Source organism: Streptomyces sp. NPDC031670 (genome assembly GCF_055580545.1).
Map to the genome: position 1 here is coordinate 225,918 of NZ_JBVILC010000012.1, position 24,008 is coordinate 249,925.

Below are 24,008 nucleotides of genomic sequence, written 5' to 3' on the forward strand. Positions count from 1 at the left end.
CTGTCTACCCTTACAAACAACTAATCTTTGGCCGAAGCACTGCGGATTTCGTAGGCCGGAGCCTCTCCTTCCCTGTCAGGCTCAAGCAGCCGCTCCGCGGCGCCCCGGTGCAGCCTGGCCGCCGCCGGGTCTCCGAGCCGGTCGAGCGTGTCCGCGAGGCGCAGCTGAAGGGCGGCCTGGAGACGCAGATCACCGGCCTGCCGTGCCCACTCCACCGCCTCGCGGCAGGTGCGCAGCGACTCCTCGGGCCGTCCGGCGTACTCCTGCACCCGGGCCGCCTCGCTCAGCGCCCGCGCCTGGCTCGGCAGATCCCCCAGGCGTCGGTATCCGGCCACGGCGGCGCGCCAACTGCGGAGCGCCTCGCCGTAGCGGCCCGCGTAGGTGAGCACCGCGCCGATGCGCCCGTACAGGCGCGCCTCGTCCTCCCGCTCGCCCCGGGCGAGGCGCTGGGCCAGGGCCCGCCCGTACCAGTCGGTGGCGCGCGTCCAGTCACCCAGCTCCTGGTGGGCGCCGCCTACGGATTCCATCGCGCGGCCGGTGGCGTACGGGTCGTTCGCGGCGCGGCCCGCGTCCAGAGCCGCCCGGTAGCGCACCAGGGCGTCGGCGGTACGCCCCGCCTCCGCGTCCAGATCGCCCAGATTGAGCAGCGCCGCGGCTTTCTCCCGGTGCAGCCCGTGCCGCTCGGCGACGTCCAGAACCAGCTGGTGCAGACCGTAGAGGTCGGGAGCCGCCGCCTCGGTCCCCCGGTGCGCGGCCAGCGCCCGTACGAGGGCCGCGACCAGCCGGCGGGCGAGCGTGTCCAGCCCGCCGTCCTCGACCGCGAGCCGGGCCGCCGCGAGCAGCGCGGGCCGGCGGGTCTCCAGCCAGGCGGCGGCCAGCCGCTCGCTGGGGAAGCGCAGGGCGCGGGGCAGCCCCGCGAGCTTCCTGCGGGCCGGGGAGCCGTCGGGCTCGGTGACCGCCCGGCAGGACTGGAGCAGCCGTACGGTCCGCTCCAGCATCCGGGCCCGGGCCAGCTGGAGCTCGCCGGGCCGGTCGGCGCTGTCCGCGAGGGTGTGCAACAGCGGAGCCAGCCAGCCGGGCACCGCGTACTGGGCGGGCCGCCCGTCCGGGTCGCCGTACACCCGCAGCAGCCCGTACGCGACGAAGTCCTCCAGGGTGTTCTGGGCCGCGGAGACCGAGCACCCGGCGAGCGCGGAGGCGGTCTGGGCGTCCGCGATCCCGGCGGGGGCGAGCGAGAGCAGCCGCAGCAGCCGGGCGTTGGGCCCCGGCAGCGACTCGTACACCAGCTTGAAGGCGCGCGCCAACGGCCGCTCGGCGACGGGAAGCCGCCCCGTCAGCCTGCTGTCGTCGGGCAGCGCGTGGAGCCGCTTGGCCACGTCGGAGACGGCCGCCTGGGGCCGCACCGCCAGCCAGCCGCCGACCAGGACGACGGCCGCGGGCACCCCGGCGCACTCCTCGACCAGGTTCTCCGCGGTGCGCGGGTCCACCGTGATCCGTACCGCTCCGGTGTAGCTCTGCAGCAGGGCGACGGCGGTCCTGGGGTCGAGGCCGCCGAGGGTGCAGGGCCGTACGTCCGGGATGCCGGTGAGCGGGCCGCGGGCGGTCGCCACCACCAGGCACCCGGCGTCCTGCGGCAGCAGCGGGTCGACCTGCTCGGCGTCGACGGCGTCGTCGAGCAGCAGCAGCGCCCGGCGCCCGGCGAGCGCCTCGCGCACCAGCTGGGTCAGCTCGTCCGCGCCGCCGCCGGGCGGCACCGGGACGTCCAGGGCGTCGAGCAGCTCGCGGGCCGCCCGCTCGATGGGGACGGGCGTGCCGTCCGGCTCGCGCAGGCCGGCCCGCAATACCCCGTCGGGGTACTCGGCGGCGAGCTGCCGCGCCAGCTCCTCGGCGAGGGCCGTCCGGCCGGAACCGGGGCGTCCGGCGATCAGCAGCACCCGGGCGCGCGCCGACTTGCGGCCGGACAGCGTGTCCAGCCCCGCCCGCGCCACGTCCTCGCGCAGCTCCTTCAACTCCCGCTGCCTGCCGAAGAACTGACGGCCGGTCGTCTCGGGCGCGGCCGGCCCGCCCCGCGCGGCAGAGCCGCCCACGTCCACCGCCTGATCCGTCACGGGCCACGCTCCGTCCGCTGCGCACGAGCCGAGCCCGGCGGGTCTCCGCACGGGCGTTCCGAGCGTAGTTCACCCGTGGTGGGAGGCCCGGTGGAGCGCGGCGGGCGGGTCGCCCGATCGGATCAGCGGATGGTCGGACGGACATACCGCGAGTAGGCCGTCCGGGTCGCGCGGCATCCGCGCGCGACCCGGCGGCGGCTACTTCTCGAAGGGGCGGGCGGGCCAGGGCGCCTCGGCCGGGCGCAGCGAGTCCAGGCCCGGGCCCGCCTGCGCGGCCAGGACCGCCAGCGCGCCCACCACGAGGCAGTTGTAGTGCAGCTCACCGGCGAGCGCGCCCCGCACGAGCTCGTCCACCGGCACCCGGGCCAGCTCCATGTCGGCCTCCTCCTCGGAGACCTCGAAGCGCTCGCCCTCCGCCTCGGACAGATCACGGGCGAGGAAGATCCGTACGGCCTCGTCGCAGCCGCCGGGCGTGGGGTAGACGTCGGCGAGGACCCGCCAGTCCTCGGCCTTGACGTGCGCCTCCTCGTACAGCTCGCGCTGGGCGGCGTGCAGCGGGTTCTCGCCGGGCACGTCGAGCAGACCGGCCGGGATCTCCCACAGCTTGTGGCGCACCGGGTGGCGGTACTGGCGCAGCACCAGGACGCGGCCAGCCTCGTCGAGGGCGAGCACGGCCACCGAGCCCGGGTGGACCTGGTAGTCGCGGCGGGCGACCGTGCCGTCGGGCATGACCACGTCGTCGGTGCGGACGCTGGTCTTGCCGCCCTGGAACGGGGTCGTGCTGGCGACGACCCGCCATTCTTCGGGGGTGTCCTTGAGCTGCATCGATGTCCTCCCGCAAAACAGAAACCGGGGTACGTGTCCGATGAGGACCCGTACCCCGGCAACCGTAACCCGACTACTTCTCGCCGGTCCTGCGCGCTTCCTGCTGACGCTCGACGGCCGCCTTGACCAGACCCGCGAAGAGCGGGTGCGGGCGGGTCGGGCGGGAGCGCAGCTCCGGGTGCGCCTGCGTGGCGACCAGGTAGGGGTGCACCTCGCGCGGGTACTCGACGTACTCGACGAGCTTGTTGTCCGGGGAGGTGCCCGAGAAGAGGATGCCCGCCTTCTTCTCCAGCTCCGCGCGGTAGGCGTTGTTCACCTCGTAGCGGTGGCGGTGGCGCTCCTCCACGTACGGCTGGTCGCCGTAGACCTCGCGCACGATCGAGCCCTCGGCGAGCTTCGCCGGGTACATGCCGAGCCGCATGGTGCCGCCGAGGTCGCCCGCGCCCTCGACGTAGGCGAGCTGCTCCTCCATCGTGGAGATGACGGGGTGCGCGGTGGCGGCGTCGAACTCGGTGGAGTTGGCGTCGGGGATGCCGGCCAGGTTGCGGGCGGCCTCGATCACGATGCACTGGAGGCCCAGGCAGATGCCGAGCAGCGGCACCTTGTTCTCCCGGGCGTACTGGATCGCGCCGATCTTGCCGTTGACACCGCGGTCGCCGAAGCCGCCGGGGACCAGGATCGCGTCCACGTCGCCGAGGTGCTTCTGGGCGCCGGCCTGCGTCTTGCAGTCGTCGGAGGTGACCCACTTGACCTTGACGCGGGCCTTGTTGGCGAAGCCGCCGGCGCGCATGGCCTCGGTGATGGAGAGGTAGGCGTCGGGCAGGTCGATGTACTTGCCGACCAGCGCGACGGTGACCTCGTGCTCGGGGTTGTGGACCCGGTCGAGCAGGTCGTCCCAGGTCGTCCAGTCCACGTCACGGAAGGGCAGGTCGAGCTTGCGCACGACGTAGGCGTCCAGGCCCTCGGTGTGCAGCACCTTCGGGATGTCGTAGATCGACTTGGCGTCGATGGCGGCGACCACGGCGGCCTCGTCCACGTCGCACATCAGCGAGATCTTGCGCTTGATGGACAGCGGCACCTCGCGGTCGGCGCGCAGCACGATCGCGTCGGGCTGGATACCGATGTTGCGCAGGGCGGCGACCGAGTGCTGGGTCGGCTTGGTCTTCAGCTCGCCGGAGGGGCCGATGTAGGGCAGCAGCGAGATGTGCACCACGAAGACGTTGTCGCGGCCGACCTCGTGGCGGACCTGGCGGACGGTCTCCAGGAACGGCAGCGACTCGATGTCGCCGACCGTGCCGCCGACCTCGGTGATGACGACGTCGACGTCGTCGGTCGCCATCCGGCGGATGCGGTGCTTGATCTCGTTGGTGATGTGCGGGATGACCTGCACGGTGTCGCCCAGGTACTCGCCGCGCCGCTCCTTGGCGATCACCTGCGAGTAGACCTGGCCGGTGGTGACGTTGGCCGAGCCGTCGAGGTCCACGTCGAGGAAGCGCTCGTAGTGGCCGATGTCCAGGTCGGTCTCGGCGCCGTCGTTGGTGACGAACACCTCGCCGTGCTGGAACGGGTTCATCGTGCCCGGGTCGACGTTGAGGTACGGGTCGAGCTTCTGCATGGTGACACGCAGCCCGCGCGCCTTGAGGAGCGCACCCAGGCTGGAGGCGGTCAGACCCTTGCCGAGGGAGGAGGCGACACCCCCGGTGACGAAGATGTGCTTGGTCGTCGTGGCTGCGCTGTTGCGCATAGCCGTGGGCTGCATGGCCAAGAGGGGGCTCCCGTGGTCGCTGTCTGGAGTGCGTGCCGGTCACCCTCTGTGGATCCCGTCCGTCTGCGGAACGAGTTTCCGGGGGGCGCCGTCGCTGCGGTTCGGGGGTTTTCTCACCACCCGGCCACGGGCTACCAGGGTATCAGCGAGTGCGGCGCACCGCTTCCGGCCACGCTCCGCACACACCCGGGCGACCCTGCGTGCTCCACTCACCCATATGGCGCAATGGCGATGCAGGAAGGCATCGGCGGATCACCCACGTGCGTCGTATCCTGCTCGGACACTCGCCGCCGAGCCGCTGGTAGCACGGCACCACCCCGGCCGTCACCCACAACATGCGCTCGTTGGCGTTCCCTTGACCGCATCGCATTAGCAGTAAGCGCCCCGCGGGGCGGACGTGGCCGTTCGACTGGAGATTGCACGTGGCCGGGCGCATCGAGGATTACGCACTCATCGGAGACATGCAGACCGCAGCCCTGGTCTGCCGGGACGGCACGACGGACTGGCTGTGCCTGCCACGCTTCGACTCGCACGCCGTCTTCGCCGGACTGCTCGGCACCGATGAACACGGCTTCTGGCGGATCGGCCCGGCCCACGCGGCCGACGCGCCGCCACCCCGGGCGGACCGTCGCCGCTACCGGGGCGACTCACTGATCCTGGAGTCGGAGTGGGACACCCCGCGCGGCACGGTCCGGGTGACGGATTTCATGCCGCCGCGCGACGGCGCGCCCCAGCTGGTCCGGATCGTGGAGGGCGTCAGCGGCCGGGTGCCGATGCGCAGCGCCCTGCGGATGCGTTTCAGTTACGGGCGTGTCGTGCCCTGGGTGCACAAGGTCGACAACCGTACGGTCGCCGTGGCGGGACCGGACTCGGTGTGGCTGGACACGCCGGTGGACACCTACGGCAAGAACCTCACCACGTACTCCGACTTCACCGTCTCGCCCGGTGAGCGGATCGCCTTCACCATCAGCTGGCAGCCCTCCCACAAGGAGCAGCCCGCCCTCCCCGAGCCGGAGGCCGCCCTGGAGGCGACCGAGGACTTCTGGCGGGAGTGGGTCGAGCACTGCACGTACCACGGTCCCTACCGCGAGGCGGTGGTCCGTTCCCTGATCACGCTCAAGGCGCTGACCTACGCCCCCACCGGCGGCATCGTCGCCGCGCCCACCACCTCGCTGCCCGAGGACATCGGCGGCTCACGCAACTGGGACTACCGCTACACATGGCTCCGGGACGCGGCGATCACCCTGTCCTCGCTGCTGCGCACCGGCTACCGCGAGGAGGCCCGCGCCTGGCGGGAGTGGCTGCTGCGGGCGGTCGCGGGCGACCCCGAGAACCTGCAGATCATGTACGGGATCGCGGGCGAGCGCGAGCTGGGCGAGGCCGAGCTGGACTGGCTGCCCGGATACGAGGGCTCGGCGCCGGTCCGGGTCGGCAACGGCGCCGCCCACCAGCTCCAGCTGGACGTGTACGGCGAGGTCACCGAGGCCCTGCACCTGGCGCACATGACCGGCCTGGCCCGCAACGACTACGCCTCGCTGCTCCAGCTCAAGCTCATCAGCTATCTGGAGAACCACTGGGACGAGCCGGACGAGGGCATCTGGGAGGTGCGCGGCCCGCGCCGCCACTTCGTGCACTCCAAGGTGATGGCCTGGGTCGCGGTGGACCGCACCATCAAGCTCATCGAGTCCGGCGACGCGGACGGGCCGCTGGAGAAGTGGCGCGATCTGCGCGACGAAATCCACCGCGACGTGTGCGAGAAGGGGTACGACAAGGAGCGCAACACCTTCACGCAGTCGTACGGCTCCAAGGAGCTGGACGCCTCCTTGCTGCTCATTCCGCAGATGGGCTTCCTGCCGCCGGACGACAAGCGGGTCATCGGCACGATCGAGGCGATCCAGCGCGAGCTGTCCACGCCCGACGGGTTCATCCTGCGCTATCCGACCGCGGGCGAGGAGGCGGGCTGTGACGGTCTGGAGGGCGACGAGGGCGCCTTCCTGGCCTGTTCGTTCTGGATGGCGGACGACCTGGCGATGATCGGCCGGGTCGACGAGGCCCGCAAGCTCTTCGAACGGCTGCTGTCGCTGCGCAACGACATCGGACTGCTCGCCGAGGAGTGGGACCCGCGGCTCCAGCGGCAGGTGGGGAACTTCCCCCAGGCCTTCAGCCACGTCCCCCTGATCGACACGGCCCTGCGACTGACCGCGTCGGGGGCGTACGGCGGTTAGCCCGCCGCGCCCGGGAGGGCCGTGCCCGCTTAGAGTGGAGTTGTCCTGTTCCCCCTCCGAAAGGGGGGCCTGATGACCACCCCCTCCAAGGCGGGCACGGCCCTCGCCGAGCTCCGCGAAGACCTCTCCGGCGAGGTGTTCGTCCCCGGTGATCCGGGCTACGACGAGGCCCGGCAGGTCTTCAACGTCATGATCGACCGCCACCCCGCCGTGATCGCGCAGTGCGCCTCCGACGCGGACGTGGCGACCGCCGTACGCTTCGGCCGCGACCTCGATCTGAAGATCGCCGTCCGGGGCGGCGGCCACAGCGTCGCCGGACAGGCCGTCAACGACAACGGCCTCGTCGTGGACCTGCGCCGGATGCACGAGGTGACCGTGCACCCCGCCGCCCACGCGGTACGCATCCAGGGCGGCGCCACCATGAGCCATCTCGACCTGGCCACCCAGCCCTACGGCCTCGCCACCACCGGCGGCCGGGCCTCCACCACCGGCGTCGGCGGCTTCGTCCTCGGCGGCGGCACCGGCTGGCTGGACCGCGCCTTCGGGCTGGCCGTCGACAACCTCCTGGGCGTCGAGCTGGTCACCGCCGACGGCAGTACGGTCACGGCGAGCGCCGAGGAGAACCCGGAGCTGTTCTGGGCGCTGCACGGCGGCGGCGGCAACTTCGGCATAGCCACCTCGCTCACCCTGCGCCTGCACGAGCTGCCGGCCTTCTCGATGGCGCTGCTGCTCTACCGGCCGCACCTCGGCCCGCAGGTGGCCCGGGTCTACCGGGAGCTGATCGAGACCGCCCCGCCCGAGGCGGGAGGCGGGGTCATCTATCTGACCGCGCCGCCCGAGGAGTTCATCCCCGAGCACCTGGTCGGCGAGGTGCTGGCCGGCGCGCTCGTGACGTACGCCGGGCCCGCCGAGCAGCTCACCAAGCTCGCCCAGCCCCTGCTCGCGCTGGAGCACGAGGTCGAGATCCTCACCGACATCCCGTATCCGCAGATGCAGTGCATGCTCGACGACCCGCCGGGCATGCGGAACTACTGGTCGGCCGAGTATCTGAGCGGTCTGCCGGACGAGCTGATCGACGTGTTCTGCGGCCGGGCCGAGAGCCTCCCGGCGCCCACGGTCCAGCATGTGCTGTTCCCGCAGGGCGGCGCCATCGCGTCCGGGCCCGGCGAGTACCCGGTGCCCTACCGCGACGCGCCGTGGGCGGTGCACCCGTTCGCGATCTGGGAGGACCCGGCGGACGACGAGCGCTGCCGGCAGTGGGTCAAGGACGTCCGCGCCGCCGTCCGGCCCTGGTCGACCGGTGCGGTCTACCTCAACTTCACCGGCGACGAGGGCGCCGACCGGGTGGTCGCGGGCCTGGGCGCGGAGAACATGCGCCGGCTGGGCGAGGTGAAGCGCGCCTACGACCCCGACAACGTCTTCCGCTACAACCACAACATCGCCCCGGCCTGACGGAAACGGAGAACCGTGTCGTACCGTGACCCGCATCACGTCCGGTACGACAAAACACGAGGTGAACCCCATTGGAGAGCCAGGGCGGGATCACCGTGCAGCGCGCTCTCGAACTGCCCGGGCTGCGCGGCGGGCTCCCCGAGGTCGTGGCGGGCGCGGAGCGCCTGGGCCGGACCGTGCGCTGGGTGCACGCGGGCGAGGTCCCCAACATGGCCTCCCTGCTCAAGGGCGGTGAGCTGCTGCTCACCACGGGCCTGGGCCTGGGCACCCGCCCCGCCGAGCAGCGCGCCTTCGTCCGGCGCCTCGCCGAGCGCGGCATCGCCGCCCTGGTCGTCGAGCTGGGCCCGCGCTTCAGCAGGCTGCCCGCCACCTTGGTGGAGACCGCGCGGGCGGCCGGGCTGCCGCTGGTCGCGCTGCACCGCGAGGTCGCGTTCGTGACGGTGACCGAGGAGATCCACACCGAGATCGTCAACGGCCACTACGCCCTGCTCCAGCGCGCCGAGGAGGTGCACCGCCGGTGTACCGGCGCGCTCCTCTCGGGCGGCGGCGTACCGCAGGTCCTGTCGATCCTGGCGGACTTCGCGGCCAACCCGGTGTTCCTGGAGACCCCGGACGGCCAGCTGCTGTACGCCGCCGCGGGCCCCGGTGAGGTGGGCGCCGACCCGCTCCAGGTGTGGGAGGGGCTGCGCGGCCGGCGCGAGTCGCGTGAGTCGGGGGCGCCGACGGGAGCGGTCCTGGTGGACGTGCCCGGCGGCGGCCCCGGCGCCGGAGCGGTACGGGCCCGGCTCGTCCTGCTCGCCGTCGCCGGACCGCTGCTGCCGGTCCACCGGATGGCGGCCGAGCGGGCCGCGGGCATCCTCGCGGTGGTGCTGATGCAGGCCCGCCAGGAGGAGGAGCTGGCGGCGCGCGGGCGCGGCGACTTCCTGACCGACCTCGCCGAGGGCCGGATCACCGCCGACGACGCACCCGCGCAGGCGAAGGTGCTGGGCTTCAGACCGGGCGAGGGCCCGCTGCTGCCGGTGGTGATGCGGCTGACCGCGGACCTGTCGGGCTCCTCCCCCACCGGCACCTGGGCGGTCCTGGCCCGCGCGGTCCTGGAGGAGCTGTCCTCGGTGGGCGTGCCGGTGCTGCTGGGCGTACGGCCGGTGGAGGGCCGGGTGCCGCTGCTGCTCGGGCTGCGCTCGGAGTCGGAGCGCCACGCGGTCGCCGACCGGGTGGCGGCGGCGCTGCGGGCGGGCGTGGAGCGCGCCGGGCTCGCCCGGCCCGGGGCGCCGCCGGTGGTGGTGGTCGCGGCGGCCGGCGGCTGGGCGGCGGCCTCGGCGGGGCTGCGCCACGCGGCCGAGACGGCGGCGGCGGCCCAGGGCCTGTCCGAGCGCCCCTGGTACGACGCCCGCCGCCTCGACATCGACCTGCTGCTGTGGCGGCTGCGCGAACACCCGGACCTGGCGGCGTTCGTGGAGCGCGCCATCGGCCCGCTGCACACCCACGACGCGGCCTCGCGCCCACCGCTGCTGCCGACCCTGGAGACCTATCTCGCGCACGCCGGCCGCAAGGCGGAGACCGCCCGCGAGCTGCACCTCAACCGCCAGACGCTCTACAACCGGCTCGCCCGGATCGCGGAGCTGCTCGGCACGGACCTGGACGACCCGCAGACCGTCCTGGCGCTCTCCCTGGCCCTGCGGGCCCGCCGCCACGTGCCTCAGTGACCGTGTCGCTGGGTCAGCTCGTCGTACACGCTGAGCACCTGCGCCACCGTCTCGTCCTCGGTGGGCCAGTCCGCCGCCTGGACGAGCCCGGCCGCGGCGAGCTCGCGGCGCCGCCCGGGGTCGGTGAGCAGCCGCGCCACCGCGTCCCCGAGCGCCACCGCGTCGCCGTACGGCACCAGCTCGGCCGCGTCCCCCACCAGCTCCGGCACGCCGCCCACGGCCGTCGCCACCAGCGGGACGCCGAGCCGCAGCGCCTCCTGGGCCAGCAGCGAGCGTCCCTCCCAGCGGCTGGCGAGCACGGCCGCGTCGGCGGCGGCCAGCAGCTCGCTGACGTCGTCGCGCCGCCCGAGCAGCTTCACCGGCAGCGCCTCGGCCTCGATGCGCCGCCGGAGCGCGGCCCGCAGCCGCCCCTCCCCCGCGATCACGAGCAGCGGTACGGGATCGAGCGCCTTCCAGCGGTGGGCGGCGTCCAGCAGCACGTCGTAGCCCCGGTGTTCGACCAGACTGCCGACCGCCATCACCAAGGGCCGGTCCACGGCGCCGAGTTCGGCCCGGGCCTTGCCGTCCGGCGCGGGCGTACGCGGACCGGGCACCGCGACCGCGGCCAGCCGCGCGTCCCGGGCGCCGTGCCGCCGGGCCCGGTCGACCAGGTCGGAGGAGGCGCCGAGCACCACGGCGGCGCCGCGGGCGGCCCGCCGCTCCAGCATCCGCAGCACCCGGTGCTGGGCCCCGTCGGCGCAGGAGCTGGTGTGCCAGGTGACGACGAGGGGGACCGCGCGCCGCCCGCCGAGGGCGAGGGAGCTGCGCACCGCCGCGTGCAGCCCGTGCGCGTGCACCACGTCCGCGCCCGCGCAGACCGCCCGCAGGACGCCGAGGGCCACCGGGTCGCCGCGCCGGGGCACCGCGACGAAGTGGGCGCCCGCGCCCCGGAAGTCGAACTCCCGCTCCAGCGCGGCCGGAGCGCAGACGGTGACCCGGACGCCCCGCGCGGCGAGTCCCGCCGCCAGCGAGCGGACATGCGCGCTGCTGCCCGCGCTGCCGCCGCCCAGCACTTGGACCGTACGCAGCTGTGACACGTGAACAGGCTCCCGGGTCGGCGGTGGGCCGGTGTGGACCCCGGCCAAGGATGCCAGCCCGTACGGGCGTTCCGACCCCGTCCGGACGTTTCCCCGTGTCGGCGGGCGGCGGGCCGCGCCCGGGGACCACCCCCATGGGTGAACCGTCCCGGGACGGTTCACCCGGTCGGGACGCGGCGGCTCAGCCCTCCGCGCGTGCCGTCGCCAGCAGCTCCTCCGCGTGGGCCCGGGCCGTCTCGGAGTCCTCCTGGCCCGCCAGCATCCGGGAGAGCTCCCGGATCCGGTCCTCGCCCTCCAGGACGGTGACGCCGGACCGGGTGACGGAGCCGTCGTTGGTCTTCTCCACCAGCAGCTGGCGGTCCGCGAAGGCCGCGACCTGGGGCAGATGGGTGACCACGACGACCTGCGCCGACTTGGCGAGCTTCGCCAGACGCCGGCCGATCTCGACCGCCGCCCGGCCGCCGACACCCGCGTCGACCTCGTCGAAGAGGTACGTGGGCACCGGGTCCGTACCGGCGAAGACCACCTCGACCGCGAGCATCACCCGGGAGAGCTCACCGCCCGAGGCGCCCTTGGCGATCGGCCGCGCCGGGGCGCCCGGGTGCGGGGCGAGCAGCAGCTCCACCTCGTCCGCGCCGGTCGGCCCGTACGCCACGGTCCGCCCGCCCACCTCGACTCCCTCGGCGTCCTCCACCTGCCGTACCGCGAACGACACCCGGGCGTGCGGCATCGCCAGCGACGCCAGCTCGGCCGTCACCGCGTCCGCGAAGCGGGCCGCGGCCTCGGTGCGGGCGTCGGTCAGCTCCTGGGCCAGGACGGAGAGCTCCCGGCGCAGCCCGTCGCGCTCGGCGGTCAGCTCACCGATCCGGTCGTCGTCGCCGTCCAGCTCGGTCAGCCGGGCCGCGCCCTGCTGCGCCCAGCCGAGGACGGCCTGGATGTCCTCACCATATTTGCGGGTCAGCCCCGTCAGCGCAGCCCGCCGCTCCTCCACGGCCGCCAGCCGCAACGGGTCGGCGTCGAGGTCGTCCGCGTATCCGGCGAGCTCGCCCGCCACATCGCCGAGGAGGATTCCCACCTCGCCGATCCGCTCGGCGAGCGCGGCCAGGGCGGGGTCGTGCGACCGTACGGCCTCCAGGGCCCGGTGCGCGCCCGCGACCAGGGTGGTCGCGTCGACGCTCTCCGGGTCCTCGGGGTTGCCCGCGAGCGCGGAGTGGGCCAGGGCCGCGGCCGACGCCAGCGCCTCGGCGTGCCCGAGCCGCTCGGCCTCCGCCGCGAGTTCGACGTCCTCGCCGGCCAGCGGCTCGACCGCCGCGATCTCGTCGAGCCCGAACCGCAGCAGATCGGCCTCCTGCGCCCGCTCGCGCGCCCGTGTGGTCAGCTCCTCCAGCTCCCCGGCGACGGCCCGCAGCCGCCGGTAGGCCTCCGCGTACTTGGCCAGCGGCCCGGCCACGGCGTCCCCGGCGTACCGGTCGAGGGCCTCGCGCTGCCGGGCGGGCCTGAGCAGGCCCTGCTGGTCGGTCTGGCCGTGGACGGCCACGAGCTCGTCGGCGATCTCCGCGAGCACCCCGTTGGGTACGGAGCGCCCCCCGAGGTACGCCCGGGAGCGGCCCTCCGCCGAGACGGTACGGCTGACCAGCAGCGCGCCCTCGTCGAGCTCGGCCCCGGCCTCCTCGGCGCGGATCGCCGCGGTGGCGCCCGCGCGCAGCGCGATCCGCCCCTCGACGACCGCCGCCTTGGCGCCGATCCGCACCAGGGCGGGGTCGGCCCGTCCGCCGAGCAGCAGCCCCAGACTGGTGACGACCATGGTCTTGCCCGCGCCGGTCTCGCCGGTCACCGCGGTGAACCCGGGCGACAGCTCGACGACAGCGTCGTCGATGACCCCGAGCGACCGTATCCGCATCTCCTCCAACACGCCCCCGACCTTACGAGGTCCCGGGCCCGGTGTGCGACGCACCCCACACGGTCACCCGCAGGGTTGACCCCCCTGCCCCGTTTTCCCCCACCCCGCCCCTTCCCTGAACCCTCCGGGGTGGGGACTGGGTTTCCCAGGGGCTACGCCCCTTGACCCGGTTCTCGTCCGCGGCCCGGTGCCGCTTGCTCGCGCGGTTCCCCGCGCCCCCAAGTACCCAGGGGCGCGGGGAACTGCGCGACCAGCCACAGACGGCCCGCGGACGAAGACCGGGCATCAGTGCGGGGCGCCCCGCCACCCGCTCACGGGCAGCGCGAACTTCGCCACCAGCCGGTCCGTGAAGGACGCGTGGTGCAGCCGGGCCAGCCGGACCGGCACCGCCCCGCGCCGCACCTCCACCCGCGCCCCCGCCGGCAGCTCCACCGTCCGCCGCCCGTCACACCACAGCACCCCGTGCGGCGTATGCGGCTGCACCTCCACCGCCAGCACCGAACTCGGCGACGTCACCAGCGGCTTGGCGAAGAGCGCGTGGGCGCTGATCGGGACCATCAGCAGCGCCTCGACCTCCGGCCACACCACCGGGCCGCCCGCCGAGAAGGCGTACGCCGTCGAACCGGTCGGCGTCGCGTACACGATCCCGTCGCAGCCGAACCCGGTCACCGGCCGTCCGTCGATCTCCAGGACGACCTCCAGCATCCGCTCGGGCGACACCTTCTGCACGGCCGCCTCGTTGAGCGCCCAGTCGGTGTGCACCACATCGCCGTTGCTGTGGACCACGACGTCGAGGGTCATCCGCTCCTCGACCTCGTAGGAGCGCGTGACCACCCGGTCCACGACCTTGTCCAGGTCGTCGCGCTCGGCCTCGGCGAGGAACCCGACCCGGCCGAGGTTGACGCCGAGCATCGGCACCCCCGACGCCCGCGCGAACTCCGCGCCGCGCAGCAGCGTCCCGTCCCCGCCGAGCACGATCAGCAGCTCGCACCCGTCGAGGCACTGCGGGGTCGCCTCCTTGACCGTCCGTACGGCCGGTGAGTCCGGCAGCGGGATGTCGACCGCCTCCGCCTCCAGGATCCGCACCCCGATGCCGCAGCGCAGCAGCCCCCGTACCACCAGCTCCGCGCTGCGGATGGCGGCGGGCCGCCCGGTGTGCGCGAGCAGGAACACCGTGCGCTCGGCCGCACCCCGCTCGCCCGTACCGTCCCCCCCGCGCGTCTCCTTAGCGTTCCCCAACGAGCTCAACTAGGTCCCTCCGCCACTGCACGGTCCACATCAGCCGGATCCAGCGCGGGCGCACCGGCCCGCAGCCACAGAAAGTACTCGACATTGCCGGAGGGCCCGGGCAGTGGGCTGGCCGTGACCCCGAGTACACCGAGGCCCAGCGCGGCGGCCTGCCCGGCCACCGTACGCACGGTCTCGGCCCGCAGCTCGGGGCTGCGCACCACACCGCCGCTGCCCAGACGGTCCTTGCCGATCTCGAACTGCGGCTTGACCATCAGCACCAGGTCGGCGCCGGGCGCGCAGCACCGCACCAGCGCGGGCAGCACCAGTCCCAGCGCGATGAAGGACAGATCCCCCACCACCAGGTCGACGGGTTCGCCGTCGATGGCGTCGAGGGTCAACTCCCGTACGTTCGTCCGGTCCTTCACGGTGACCCGGTCGTCACTCTGCAGGGACCAGGCGAGCTGTCCGTACCCGACGTCCACCGCGACCACGTGCCCGGCGCCCGAGCGCAGCAGTACATCGGTGAAGCCGCCGGTGGAGGCGCCCGCGTCCAGCGCCCGGCGCCCCTCGACCTTCAGCCCCCGGGGGACGAAGGCCGCCAGCGCGCCGGCCAGCTTGTGGCCGCCGCGCGAGACGTAGTCCGGGTCGCTGTCGTCCTCGGCGACGACGATCGCGGCGGCGGTCTCGACCTGGGTGGCGGACTTGGTGGCGACCGCCTTGCCGACCGTCACCCGCCCGGCGGCGATCAGCTGGGCGGCGTGCTCACGGGACCGGGCGAGCTTCCGGCGGACCAGCTCGGCGTCGAGGCGGCGGCGTGCCACTCCTGCCACGTTCGGTTCAGCTCCTGTTGTCGTACGTATGTGACGCGGGGGACGGGGCCGGCGGCCCCGGGCGGGCGTCCAGCGCGCTCAGCGTCTCGCGCAGCCCCCCGTGTACATCCTCGTACACCCCGATGTGCCCGTCCGTGTCGAGGTGGGTGACGTCCGCCAGCCGCTCGACCAGCGCGTCCACCGCAGGGTCGCCGGTGGGTTCGCGGGGCACGTCCGGCAGTGCCGGGCCGGCGGGTCCGTCGGGCACGCCGGCCTCCGCCCCGGGCTCCGGCATCAAGTCGCTCATGGCACGACGCTACCGCGTGGGCCTGCGGTACGGTCGGTCACGATGGCGACGATCGAGGAGTGCCGCGCGGCACTCGACGCACTTTCCGGCACTCTGGCCGGCGCGAACGGTGACGTACGCGCCGCCGCCGCCCTCGACCGCTCACTGAGCTGCCACCTCACGGATCTGGACCGCACCTTCACCGGGCGCCTGCGGGAGGGCCGTATCGAGGTGGAGCGGACCCTTCAGGGGCCGCCGGTCGAGCGCGCCGAGATCCGTTTCGCCATGACGGGCGACGACCTGGTGGCGTTGGTCGCGGGCGAGCTGAACTTCGCGCGGGCGTGGACGTCGGGCCGGGTCCGTCTGGAAGCCGGGTTCCGCGACCTGCTCCGACTGCGGACCCTGCTCTAGGGCGCGCTCGGGAAAATCAGGCCCCCGGGGAGACCTTCGCCGCCTCCCGCTGTCGCGCCGCGGGCACCACCAGCGGCGTTCCGGTCTCCGGGTCGTCGATGACCTGGCAGCGCACCCCGAACACGTCCCGTACCAGCTCCGCAGTGACGATCCGCGACGGCGGGCCCTCGGCGACGATCTCGCCGTCGCGCATCGCGATCAGATGCGTGGCGTACCGGGCCGCCTGGTTCAGGTCGTGCAGCACCGCCACCAGCGTGCGCCCCTGGGACTCGTGCAGTTCGGCGCAGAGGTCCAGGACCTCGATCTGGTGCTGGATGTCCAGGAACGTGGTCGGCTCGTCCAGCAGCAGCAGCGGTGTCTGCTGGGCCAGCGCCATGGCGATCCACACCCGCTGGCGTTGGCCGCCCGACAGCTCGTCGACGTACCGCTCCCCCAGCCCGCCCACGCCGGTCGCGTCCATCGACTCCCGTACGATCCGCTCGTCCTCGGGTGACCACTGCCGCAGCAGCCCCTGGTGCGGGTAGCGGCCCCGGGCGACCAGGTCCGCGACCGTGATCCCGTCCGGCGCGATCGACGACTGGGGCAGCAGCCCCAGGGTCCTGGCGACCTTCTTCGCGGGCATCGCGTGGATGGTCTGCCCGTCGAGCAGCACCCGTCCCGCGCTCGGCTTCAGCATCCGCGACAGGGCGCGCAGCAGCGTGGACTTGCCGCAGGCGTTGGGGCCGACGATGACCGTGAAGGAGTGGTCCGGTATCTCCACCGACAGATCCTCGGCGATCACCCGCTGGTCGTAGCCGAGGGTCACCGATTCGGCGCTGAGGCGCTGCATGTTCGTACTCCTGGAAGGCGGATCCGTACGGGGGCGGGGGATGTGCGGGCCGCTCATATCCGGCCCGCCTTGCGTTCGGTGACCAGCAGCCACAGCAGATAGAGGCCGCCGACCACACCGGTGACCACGCCGACGGGCAGCTTGCTCTCGCCGAACAGCCGCTGGGAGGCCCAGTCGGCGGTGACGAGGAGGGTCGCGCCCATACAGCCGGCGGCCAGGATGTTGGGCCCGGTGGCGCGGGTGAGGCGGCGGGCGAGCTGCGGCGAGGTCAGCGCCACGAAGGAGATGGGCCCGGCCGCGGCGGTCGCGGCGGCGTTGAGGAGCACCGCGGAGAGCATCAGCACGGTACGGGTCCGCTGGACGGACACCCCGAGCGCGTACGCCGCGTCGTCGCCCATCTCCAGCATCCGCAGCGGCCGTCCGTACACGAGGATCACCGGCAGCAGTACGCCGAAGAGCACGAGCAGCGGCCACACCTGCTCCCAGTCGCGCCCGTCGAGCGAGCCGGTCAGCCACACCATGGCCCGGGTCGCGTCGACCAGCTGGGCCTTGGTGAGCAGGTACTGGATGCAGGCGGTGAGCATCGCGGCGGCGCCGATGCCGACGAGGACCAGACGGTAGCCGTGCACGCCCTTCTTCCAGGCGAGCAGATAGACCGCGACGCCGGTCGCGAGGCCGCCGAGCAGGGCGCCGACGGCGACGTCGGTGGCGTCGCCCCCGAACCAGACGATGACGACGAGGGCGCCGACCGAGGACCCCTGGCCGAAGCCGATGATGTCCGGACTGCCCAGCGGGTTGCGGGAGATGGACTGGAAGACCGCGCCCGAGATGCCGAGCGCGGCGCCGACCAGGAGCCCGACGAGGACCCGGGGCAGCCGCAGTTCGTTGACGATGAAGTCCTGCTGGGGGGTGCCGGAGCCGAAGAGCGTACGGACGACGTCGAGCGGGGCGATGTCGAAGTCGCCGCTGCCGACGAGGACCACGCCGGCCGTGAGGGCCGCGGCCAGCAGCGCCACGACGACGACCAGCGAGCGGGGGTCGGCCCGGAAGGAGTAACCCCCGGGCGTGCGTACGGCCTTCACAGCTGAGCCATCCTCTTGCGGCGGACGAGAAAGATGAACACGGGTCCGCCGATGAGCGCGGTGACGATGCCGACCTGGAGCTCGGAGGGCCGGGTGATGACCCGGCCGACCACGTCGGAGCCGAGCAGCAGCACCGGCGACAGGACGGCCGCGTACGGCAGGATCCAGCGCAGGTCGGGTCCGGTGATGGCCCGGACGATGTGCGGGACCATCAGACCGATGAAGACGATCGGCCCACAGGCGGCGGTGGCGGCTCCGCACAGCAGGGTGACGGTGATCATCGACAGGACACGGGTACGGGTGAGGTGGGCGCCCAGCGCGCGGGCGGTGTCGTCGCCCAGGGCCATCGCGTTGAGCGGCCGGGCGATGAGCGCGGCGAGCACCAGACCGGCCGCCACGAACGGCGCGATCTCGATGACGGTGTCCGCGTTGGCGGAGGCCAGCGAGCCGACCGACCAGAACCGCAGCCGGTCGAGCGCGGCCGAGTCCATCAGCTGCACGGCGTTGATGTAACCGTAGAGCGCGGCCGTGGCGGCCGTGCCCGCGAGCGCCAGCCGGACCGGGGTGGCGGCCCGGCTGCCGCCCAGGACGTAGACGAGCGCGGAGACGACCGCGGCGCCGGCGAAGGCGAACCAGACGTACCCGGTCAGGCTGGTGACGCCGAAGAAGCTGATCGCGGAGACCACGGCGGCCGAGGCGCCCGCGCTGACGCCGAGGATGCCGGGTTCGGCCAGCGGGTTGCGGGTGAGGGCCTGCATCACGGCGCCGGAGACGCCGAGCGCGGCCCCGACGAGCAGTCCGAGCAGGGTGCGGGGCACCCGGGTGTCATGGACGATGACGTCGTCGGCGGTGCCCGAGTAGTGGAACAGCCCGTGCCAGACGTCCGCGAGCGGGATCTGTTTGGCGCCGACCGCGATGCTCGCGAGGGCCACCAGGGCCAGGACCGCCACGGCCGCGAGCAGTCCGGCGGCGCGCAGGGCGTGCCGCCGGGCGGCCGGGGCCGGGGGCGCGGCAGCGGTGTGCGCGCTCGGCTGAGAAGGGCTGTCTACCAACACGGAAGTTAGGTTAGCCTACCCTGTGAAGCACCCAACAGGGCCCTTGATCATGCCCCGCGGCCCCGGACTCACCTCGCGGCTCACACCCCCAGCCGCTCCAGCACCTTCCCCGCGTCCAGCTCGCACACACCCTCGCCCGCGTACGTCCAGGCCGCCGCGCACAGCGCCCGCAGACCGTCCATCGGCTCACCCTCCCCGTCCAGGGCGAACGCCTCGTCACGGACGGCCGCCGTCCACCCGCCGCACCGGAACTCACCGTCGTTTTCAGCCACTTCCGGCTGGCCGGTCAGCATCCCCCGCAGATCCGCGTCCACGAACGTCGGCCGGTGCTCGGGGCGCGCGGCCAGCAGCCGGGCGCCGTCCGTAACTCCGGTGAGCACCAGCAGCGAGTCCACCTCGCCGTTGAACGCGCCCTCGATGTCCGTGTCCAGCCGGTCCCCCACCACCAGCGGCTTGCGCGCACCCGTACGGAGGATCGTCTCCCGGTGCATCGGGGGCAGCGGCTTCCCCGCCACCTGCGGCTCGGCGCCGGTCGCGATCCGCACCACCTCCACGGCCGCCCCGTTGCCGGGCGCGATACCGCGCCCACTCGGGATCGTCAGATCGGTGTTGGACGCGAACCACGGCACCCCGGCCGCGACCGCGTACGACGCCTCGGCGAACCGGCCCCACGCCAGATCGGGGCCGCCGTACCCCTGCACCACCGCCGCCGGGTCGTCCTGCGCCGACTCGACCGGCACCAGGCCGCGCTCGCGCAGTGCCACCCGCAGCCCCTCGCCACCGATCACCAGCACCCGCGAACCCTCCGGCACCTGCTCGGAGATCAGCCGCGCCACCGCCTGCGCCGAGGTGATCACATCCCCCGGCTCGGCCGGCACCCCCAGCTCGGTGAGGTGCGCGGCCACCGCGTCCGGCGTCCGCAACGCGTTGTTGGTGACGTACGCGAGGTGCATCCCGCCCTCCCGGGCCCTGCCCAGCGAGTCGACGGCGTGCCCGATCGCCTCCCCGCCCGCGTACACCACCCCGTCGAGATCCAGCAGAGCCGTGTCGTACACCTCACTCAGCGCCCGCGCGCTCCCGCTCGGCCGGGTCCTGCTGGGCTGGCTCATCCTCATCCACTCCTCGCTCGATGCTCTCCCCCCGATCATCACGCATGCCCGCACCCCACTTACCATGCACCAATGACCACAACTGGGCGTACGGACGACGGGCTGCGCCTGCTTCCCTTCCGAGGGCTGCGCTATGTACCCGAGCGCGTCGGCAGCCTCGCGGCCGTCACCTCGCCGCCGTACGACGTCGTGGTGCGGCCCGACGGTCTGCTGCACCTGGAGTCGGCGGATCCGTACAACATCGTCCGGCTGATCCTGCCGCAGGCCGCCACGCCCGCCGCACGGCACCAGCAGGCCGCGCTCACCCTCGACGACTGGCTGGCGGAAGGCGTCCTCGCGCCCGACCCGGTGCCCGCGCTGTACGTGTACGAGCAGCACGACGGCGCTCTGCTCCAGCGCGGCCTGATCGGGGCGCTGGCCCTCTCGGAGCCCGCCGAGGGTGTGGTGCTCCCGCACGAGGACGTCATGCCGCACGTCGTGGAGGACCGCGCCGACCTGATGCGCACGACAGCCGCGCACTTCGAGCCGCTGCTCCTGACGTACCACGGCGACGCGGGCGCCGACGGCGGCGAGCCGACGGGCGCGGGCGCGGTCATCGAGCGGACCGTAGAGCGCGAACCGCTGCTCTCGACCACCACCGAGGACGGCTACAGCCACCGGCTGTGGGCGGTCACGGACCCCGCCGACCTCGCCGAGATCCAGTCGGACCTCGCACACCACCAGGCGGTGATCGCCGACGGCCACCACCGCTGGGCGACCTATCTGCGGCTGCGCTCGGAGCAGTCGGCGCCCGGCCCCTGGGACTTCGGCCTGGTCCTGCTCGTGGACACGGCCCGCTATCCGCTGCGGGTGCGCGCGATCCACCGGCTGCTGCACCGGCTTCCGGTCAGCGACGCCCTGGCGGCGGTGGCCGAATCCGGTGCCTTCCGCATCCGTACGTTCTCGGTGCCGCTGCCCGACGCGCTCGACCTCCTCGCGGAGGCGAGCACCGAGGGCAACGCGTTCCTGCTGGCGGGCGACGGGCGCTTCCACCTCCTGGACCGCCCGGACCCGGACCTGCTCGCCCGCACCGTCCGCGCCGACCGCCCGCAGGCCTGGCGCGAACTGGACGCGGCCGTACTCCACTCCACGCTCCTGGACCACGTCTGGCGCATCCCGGACGCACCCGAGCACATCATGTACATCCACGACACGACGGCCGCCGTCGAGCAGGCGGAGCGGCGGGGCGGCACGGCGGTGCTCATGCACCCCGTCCGCGAGGACGTCGTCCGCGATCTGGCCCGCCAGGGTGTCACGATGCCCCGCAAGTCGACATCATTCGGCCCCAAGCCGGCGACGGGTCTGGTGCTGCGGAGCCTGACGGTGAACTGAGCGGTACGGCCGGGAGCGGCGGATACGCGAAAGGGCGGCACCCCGGTGGGGGTGCCGCCCTTTCCCAACTGCCTTCAGCCGCCTACAAAGGCGCCTGCGCGGACGATGGCTCAGGCCTTGTCGGCCGGGCCCTTGTCGGCGTCGGCGTCGGCGTCGGAATCGACCACGGAGTCCGACGCAGCCTCGGCCTCGGCCTCATCCTCGTCTTCGTCCGCGACCTCGGCCTGGGTGTGCGCCTCGGCGGTGACGTCGTCGATGTCGTCGAACTCGTCGTCGTCCTCGTCATCGTCCACGTCGTCGCCGCGGTCGTCGTCCTCGTCCGACAGACGGTCCGACTCGTCGGCGGTGTCGAGGAGGTCGGCGTCGGCCTGCTCGTCCTGCTCCTCCCGCTCCTCGCCGAGGGCGTCCACGAAGTCCACGCCGTCCATCTCGGCCAGTCGGTCCGAGGCGTCGGTGGTGCCGTCCTTGTCGGACTCCAGCGCCTTGGCGAACCACTCGCGCGCCTCGTCCTCACGCCCGGCGGCGAGCAGCGCGTCCGCGTAGGCGTACCGCAGACGCGGGGTCCACGGCTGCACCGAGTTCGACGCCAGCTCCGGGCTCTGCAGGGTCACGATGGCGGCGTCCAGCTGCCCCATGTCCCGCCGCGCACCGGCCGCGACCAGGCGCATCTCGACCTGGCTCGCCTTGTCGAGCTTCTGCACCTCGGGCGCGCCGGCCATTTCGAGCGCGCGCTCGGGGCGGCCCATGCCGCGCTCGCAGTCGGCCATGACGGGCCACAGCTCGACGTGTCCGGTCATCCGCCGCGCGGCCCGGAACTCGGCCAGCGCCTCGGAGTACTTCTGCGTCGCGTACGCCGCGAAGCCGGCCGCCTCGCGGACAGCCGCCACACGGGAGGCGAGCCGCAGCGCGATACGCGAGTACGCGTACGCCTGCTCGGGGTCCTCGTCGATCAGGCGGGCCACCATGACCAGGTTCTGGGCGACGTCCTCGGCGAGGGTCTTCGGCAGGCTCAGCAGCTCCTGACGCACGTCCTCGTCGATTTCATTGCCCGTGACGTCCTCGTCGATCGGCAGCCGCTTGATCGGCTCGCGGTCGCGGTCCCGCTCGCGGCGGTCGTCGCCGCCACGGAACCCGCCACGGTCGTCACGGCCGCGGTAGCCGCCACGGTCGTCGTCCCGGCGCGGGGCCGGACGGTCGTCCCGGCGGAAGCCCGGGCGCTCGTCACGGCGGTCGTCGCGGCGGAAGCCACCGCGGTCGTCGCGGCTGTCACGGCTGTCACGGCCTCGGTAGCCACCACGGTCGTCCTCGCGGCGCGGGGCGCGGTCGTCACGGCGGAACCCACCACGGTCGTCGTCGCGGCGCGGGGCCGGACGGTCGTCCCGGCGACCGAAGCCACCGCCGCCGGTGGGGCGGCCACCGCGGTCGTCGTCACGACGGAAGGAGGGACGCTCGTCACGACGGTCGTCGCGACGGAAGCCACCACGGTCATCATCACGGCGCGGGGCCGGACGGTCATCGCGACGCCCGAAGCCACCACCCGTGCCCGAGCCGGAGCCACCACGGTTGTCGTCACGACGACCGTACCCACCGCCGGAGGGACGACCACCACGGTCGTCATCACGACGGAAGGAGGGACGCTCGTCACGACGGTCGTCGCGACGGAACCCACCACGGTCATCATCACGACGGGGAGCCGGACGGTCGTCACGACGCCCGAAGCCACCACCCGTGCCCGAGCTGGAACCGCCACGGTTGTCGTCACGACGACCGTAGCCGCCACCGGAGGGACGACCACCACGGTCGTCATCACGACGGAAGGAGGGACGCTCGTCACGGCGGGGGGCGCGGTCGTCACGGCGGAAGCCGCCACGGTCGTCGTCACGGCGCGGGGCCGGACGGTCGTCACGACGCCCGAAGCCACCACCCGCGCCCGAGCCGGAGCCGGAGCCACCGCGGTTGTCGTCACGACGACCGTACCCACCGCCGGAGGGACGACCACCACGGTCGTCATCACGACGGAAGGAGGGACGCTCATCACGGCGGGGGGCGCGGTCGTCACGGCGGAAGCCGCCACGGTCATCATCACGGCGCGGGGCCGGACGGTCATCGCGACGCCCGAAGCCACCACCCGTGCCCGAGCTGGAACCGCCACGGTTGTCGTCACGACGGCCATAGCCACCACCGGAGGGACGACCACCACGGTCGTCGTCCCGACGCGGGCCGGACGGACGGTCGTCACGACGGCCGTACCCGCCGCCGTAGCCGCCACCGGACGGACGGCCACCTCGGTCGTCGTCACGGCGCGGGCCCCGGTCGTCGCGGCGGTCATCGCGACGGAACCCGCCGCCGGTGCTGCCACGGCTGTCGTCACGACGGCCGTAGCCACCGCCGGCCGGACGGCCGCCACGATCGTCGTCACGGCGCGGGCCGCGGTCGTCACGACCGCCCCGGTAGCCGCCCCTGTCACCGCCGTCACGGCCGCGCCCATCGCGCTGCGGACGGTCCTCGGGAGAGTTGGTGGACATCGGTGCGACTCCTGTCTTCGGGTACTGCAGTCATTCTCGCGCAGTCGGCTGCCCGACGCGCTTCGGAAAATTCAAGTGGAAATAAAAAAGGACCCTTGGTCCCAGCGTTGAACGCTGGGACCAAGGGTCCTGAAAGATTGTTCGGCGGTGTCCTACTCTCCCACAGGGTCCCCCCTGCAGTACCATCGGCGCTGAAAGGCTTAGCTTCCGGGTTCGGAATGTAACCGGGCGTTTCCCTAACGCT

General features: G+C 73.4%; 18 protein-coding genes, 1 rRNA gene and 1 pseudogene. 5 read left to right on the forward strand and 15 right to left on the reverse strand.

What is annotated here, in order from left to right; genetic code table 11:
- Positions 1 to 20: 20 nt before the first annotated feature.
- The 3 genes from ACZ5ID_RS23195 to ACZ5ID_RS23205 all read right to left on the reverse strand — a co-directional run bounded on the left by ACZ5ID_RS23195 (position 21) and on the right by ACZ5ID_RS23205 (position 4,677).
- A complete protein-coding gene (locus tag ACZ5ID_RS23195; protein WP_468901044.1) occupies positions 21 to 2,108 on the reverse strand; it encodes a tetratricopeptide repeat protein in 2,088 nt (695 codons plus the stop codon).
- Positions 2,109 to 2,306: 198 nt separating this feature from the next.
- A complete protein-coding gene (locus tag ACZ5ID_RS23200) occupies positions 2,307 to 2,933 on the reverse strand; it encodes an NUDIX domain-containing protein (protein ID WP_468901047.1) in 627 nt (208 codons plus the stop codon).
- Between the two features lie 73 nt (positions 2,934 to 3,006).
- On the reverse strand, positions 3,007 to 4,677 hold the full coding sequence (locus ACZ5ID_RS23205) for a CTP synthase (protein ID WP_468901049.1): 1,671 nt from the start codon (positions 4,675 to 4,677) through the stop codon (positions 3,007 to 3,009).
- Positions 4,678 to 5,120: 443 nt separating this feature from the next.
- Here ACZ5ID_RS23205 and ACZ5ID_RS23210 point away from each other — a divergent pair, with 443 nt between their 5' ends.
- The 3 genes from ACZ5ID_RS23210 to ACZ5ID_RS23220 all read left to right on the forward strand — a co-directional run bounded on the left by ACZ5ID_RS23210 (position 5,121) and on the right by ACZ5ID_RS23220 (position 10,081).
- Positions 5,121 to 6,923: a glycoside hydrolase family 15 protein gene (locus ACZ5ID_RS23210; protein ID WP_468901051.1), complete on the forward strand. Its 1,803-nt coding sequence runs from the start codon at positions 5,121 to 5,123 to the stop codon at positions 6,921 to 6,923.
- Between the two features lie 72 nt (positions 6,924 to 6,995).
- Positions 6,996 to 8,375, forward strand: a complete 1,380-nt coding sequence (locus ACZ5ID_RS23215; protein WP_468901054.1) for an FAD-binding oxidoreductase — start codon at positions 6,996 to 6,998, stop codon at positions 8,373 to 8,375.
- 71 nt (positions 8,376 to 8,446) lie between these two features.
- The gene (locus ACZ5ID_RS23220; protein WP_468901057.1) at positions 8,447 to 10,081 is read left to right on the forward strand and encodes a PucR family transcriptional regulator; all 1,635 of its coding nucleotides are present in this window, start codon (positions 8,447 to 8,449) and stop codon (positions 10,079 to 10,081) included.
- Here ACZ5ID_RS23220 and ACZ5ID_RS23225 read toward each other — a convergent pair.
- From ACZ5ID_RS23225 to ACZ5ID_RS23245, 5 genes are all read right to left on the reverse strand, one after another.
- Positions 10,075 to 11,157, reverse strand: a complete 1,083-nt coding sequence (locus tag ACZ5ID_RS23225) for a glycosyltransferase family 4 protein (RefSeq protein WP_468901060.1) — start codon at positions 11,155 to 11,157, stop codon at positions 10,075 to 10,077. The genes ACZ5ID_RS23220 and ACZ5ID_RS23225 overlap by 7 nt on opposite strands.
- 181 nt (positions 11,158 to 11,338) lie before the next feature.
- Entirely contained in the window at positions 11,339 to 13,057 is a 1,719-nt protein-coding gene (gene recN, locus ACZ5ID_RS23230) for a DNA repair protein RecN (protein ID WP_468901110.1), read from the reverse strand.
- A 285-nt stretch (positions 13,058 to 13,342) separates the two neighbouring features.
- Positions 13,343 to 14,296, reverse strand: a complete 954-nt coding sequence (locus ACZ5ID_RS23235) for an NAD kinase (protein WP_468901113.1) — start codon at positions 14,294 to 14,296, stop codon at positions 13,343 to 13,345.
- A 5-nt stretch (positions 14,297 to 14,301) separates the two neighbouring features.
- Entirely contained in the window at positions 14,302 to 15,117 is an 816-nt protein-coding gene (locus ACZ5ID_RS23240) for a TlyA family RNA methyltransferase (protein ID WP_468901063.1), read from the reverse strand.
- Positions 15,118 to 15,124: 7 nt separating this feature from the next.
- Positions 15,125 to 15,403 carry a hypothetical protein gene (locus ACZ5ID_RS23245; protein ID WP_468901065.1) on the reverse strand — a complete coding sequence of 93 codons (279 nt, stop codon included), beginning with the start codon at positions 15,401 to 15,403 and terminating at the stop codon, positions 15,125 to 15,127.
- Between the two features lie 42 nt (positions 15,404 to 15,445).
- Between ACZ5ID_RS23245 and ACZ5ID_RS23250 the strand changes: the two genes are divergently transcribed.
- Entirely contained in the window at positions 15,446 to 15,793 is a 348-nt protein-coding gene (locus ACZ5ID_RS23250; protein WP_468901068.1) for an SCP2 sterol-binding domain-containing protein, read from the forward strand.
- 16 nt (positions 15,794 to 15,809) lie between these two features.
- Here ACZ5ID_RS23250 and ACZ5ID_RS23255 read toward each other — a convergent pair whose 3' ends face one another.
- The 4 genes from ACZ5ID_RS23255 to ACZ5ID_RS23270 form a co-directional block, all read right to left on the reverse strand.
- A complete protein-coding gene (locus tag ACZ5ID_RS23255; RefSeq protein WP_468901070.1) occupies positions 15,810 to 16,679 on the reverse strand; it encodes an ABC transporter ATP-binding protein in 870 nt (289 codons plus the stop codon).
- Complete coding sequence (locus ACZ5ID_RS23260) at positions 16,676 to 17,704, reverse strand: FecCD family ABC transporter permease (RefSeq protein ID WP_468901073.1); 1,029 nt, start codon at positions 17,702 to 17,704, stop codon at positions 16,676 to 16,678. The genes ACZ5ID_RS23255 and ACZ5ID_RS23260 overlap by 4 nt, the downstream gene beginning before the upstream one ends.
- Positions 17,701 to 18,756, reverse strand: a complete 1,056-nt coding sequence (locus ACZ5ID_RS23265; RefSeq protein WP_468901115.1) for a FecCD family ABC transporter permease — start codon at positions 18,754 to 18,756, stop codon at positions 17,701 to 17,703. Before ACZ5ID_RS23265 ends, ACZ5ID_RS23260 begins: the two co-directional genes overlap by 4 nt.
- 83 nt (positions 18,757 to 18,839) lie before the next feature.
- Positions 18,840 to 19,868, reverse strand: a complete 1,029-nt coding sequence (locus ACZ5ID_RS23270; protein ID WP_468901075.1) for an HAD hydrolase-like protein — start codon at positions 19,866 to 19,868, stop codon at positions 18,840 to 18,842.
- 72 nt (positions 19,869 to 19,940) lie between these two features.
- Between ACZ5ID_RS23270 and ACZ5ID_RS23275 the strand changes: the two genes are divergently transcribed.
- Positions 19,941 to 21,239: a DUF1015 domain-containing protein gene (locus ACZ5ID_RS23275; RefSeq protein WP_468901078.1), complete on the forward strand. Its 1,299-nt coding sequence runs from the start codon at positions 19,941 to 19,943 to the stop codon at positions 21,237 to 21,239.
- Between the two features lie 110 nt (positions 21,240 to 21,349).
- On the opposite strand, the gene ACZ5ID_RS23280 is transcribed toward ACZ5ID_RS23275, so the two are convergent.
- The 3 genes and pseudogenes from ACZ5ID_RS23280 to rrf all read right to left on the reverse strand — a co-directional run.
- Positions 21,350 to 22,267: a tetratricopeptide repeat protein gene (locus ACZ5ID_RS23280; RefSeq protein ID WP_468901118.1), complete on the reverse strand. Its 918-nt coding sequence runs from the start codon at positions 22,265 to 22,267 to the stop codon at positions 21,350 to 21,352.
- Between the two features lie 525 nt (positions 22,268 to 22,792).
- A pseudogene (locus ACZ5ID_RS23285) lies at positions 22,793 to 23,764 on the reverse strand (hypothetical protein); the annotation flags it as partial.
- Between the two features lie 139 nt (positions 23,765 to 23,903).
- Positions 23,904 to 24,008: ribosomal RNA gene (gene rrf, locus ACZ5ID_RS23290) — 5S ribosomal RNA — on the reverse strand; the annotation flags it as partial.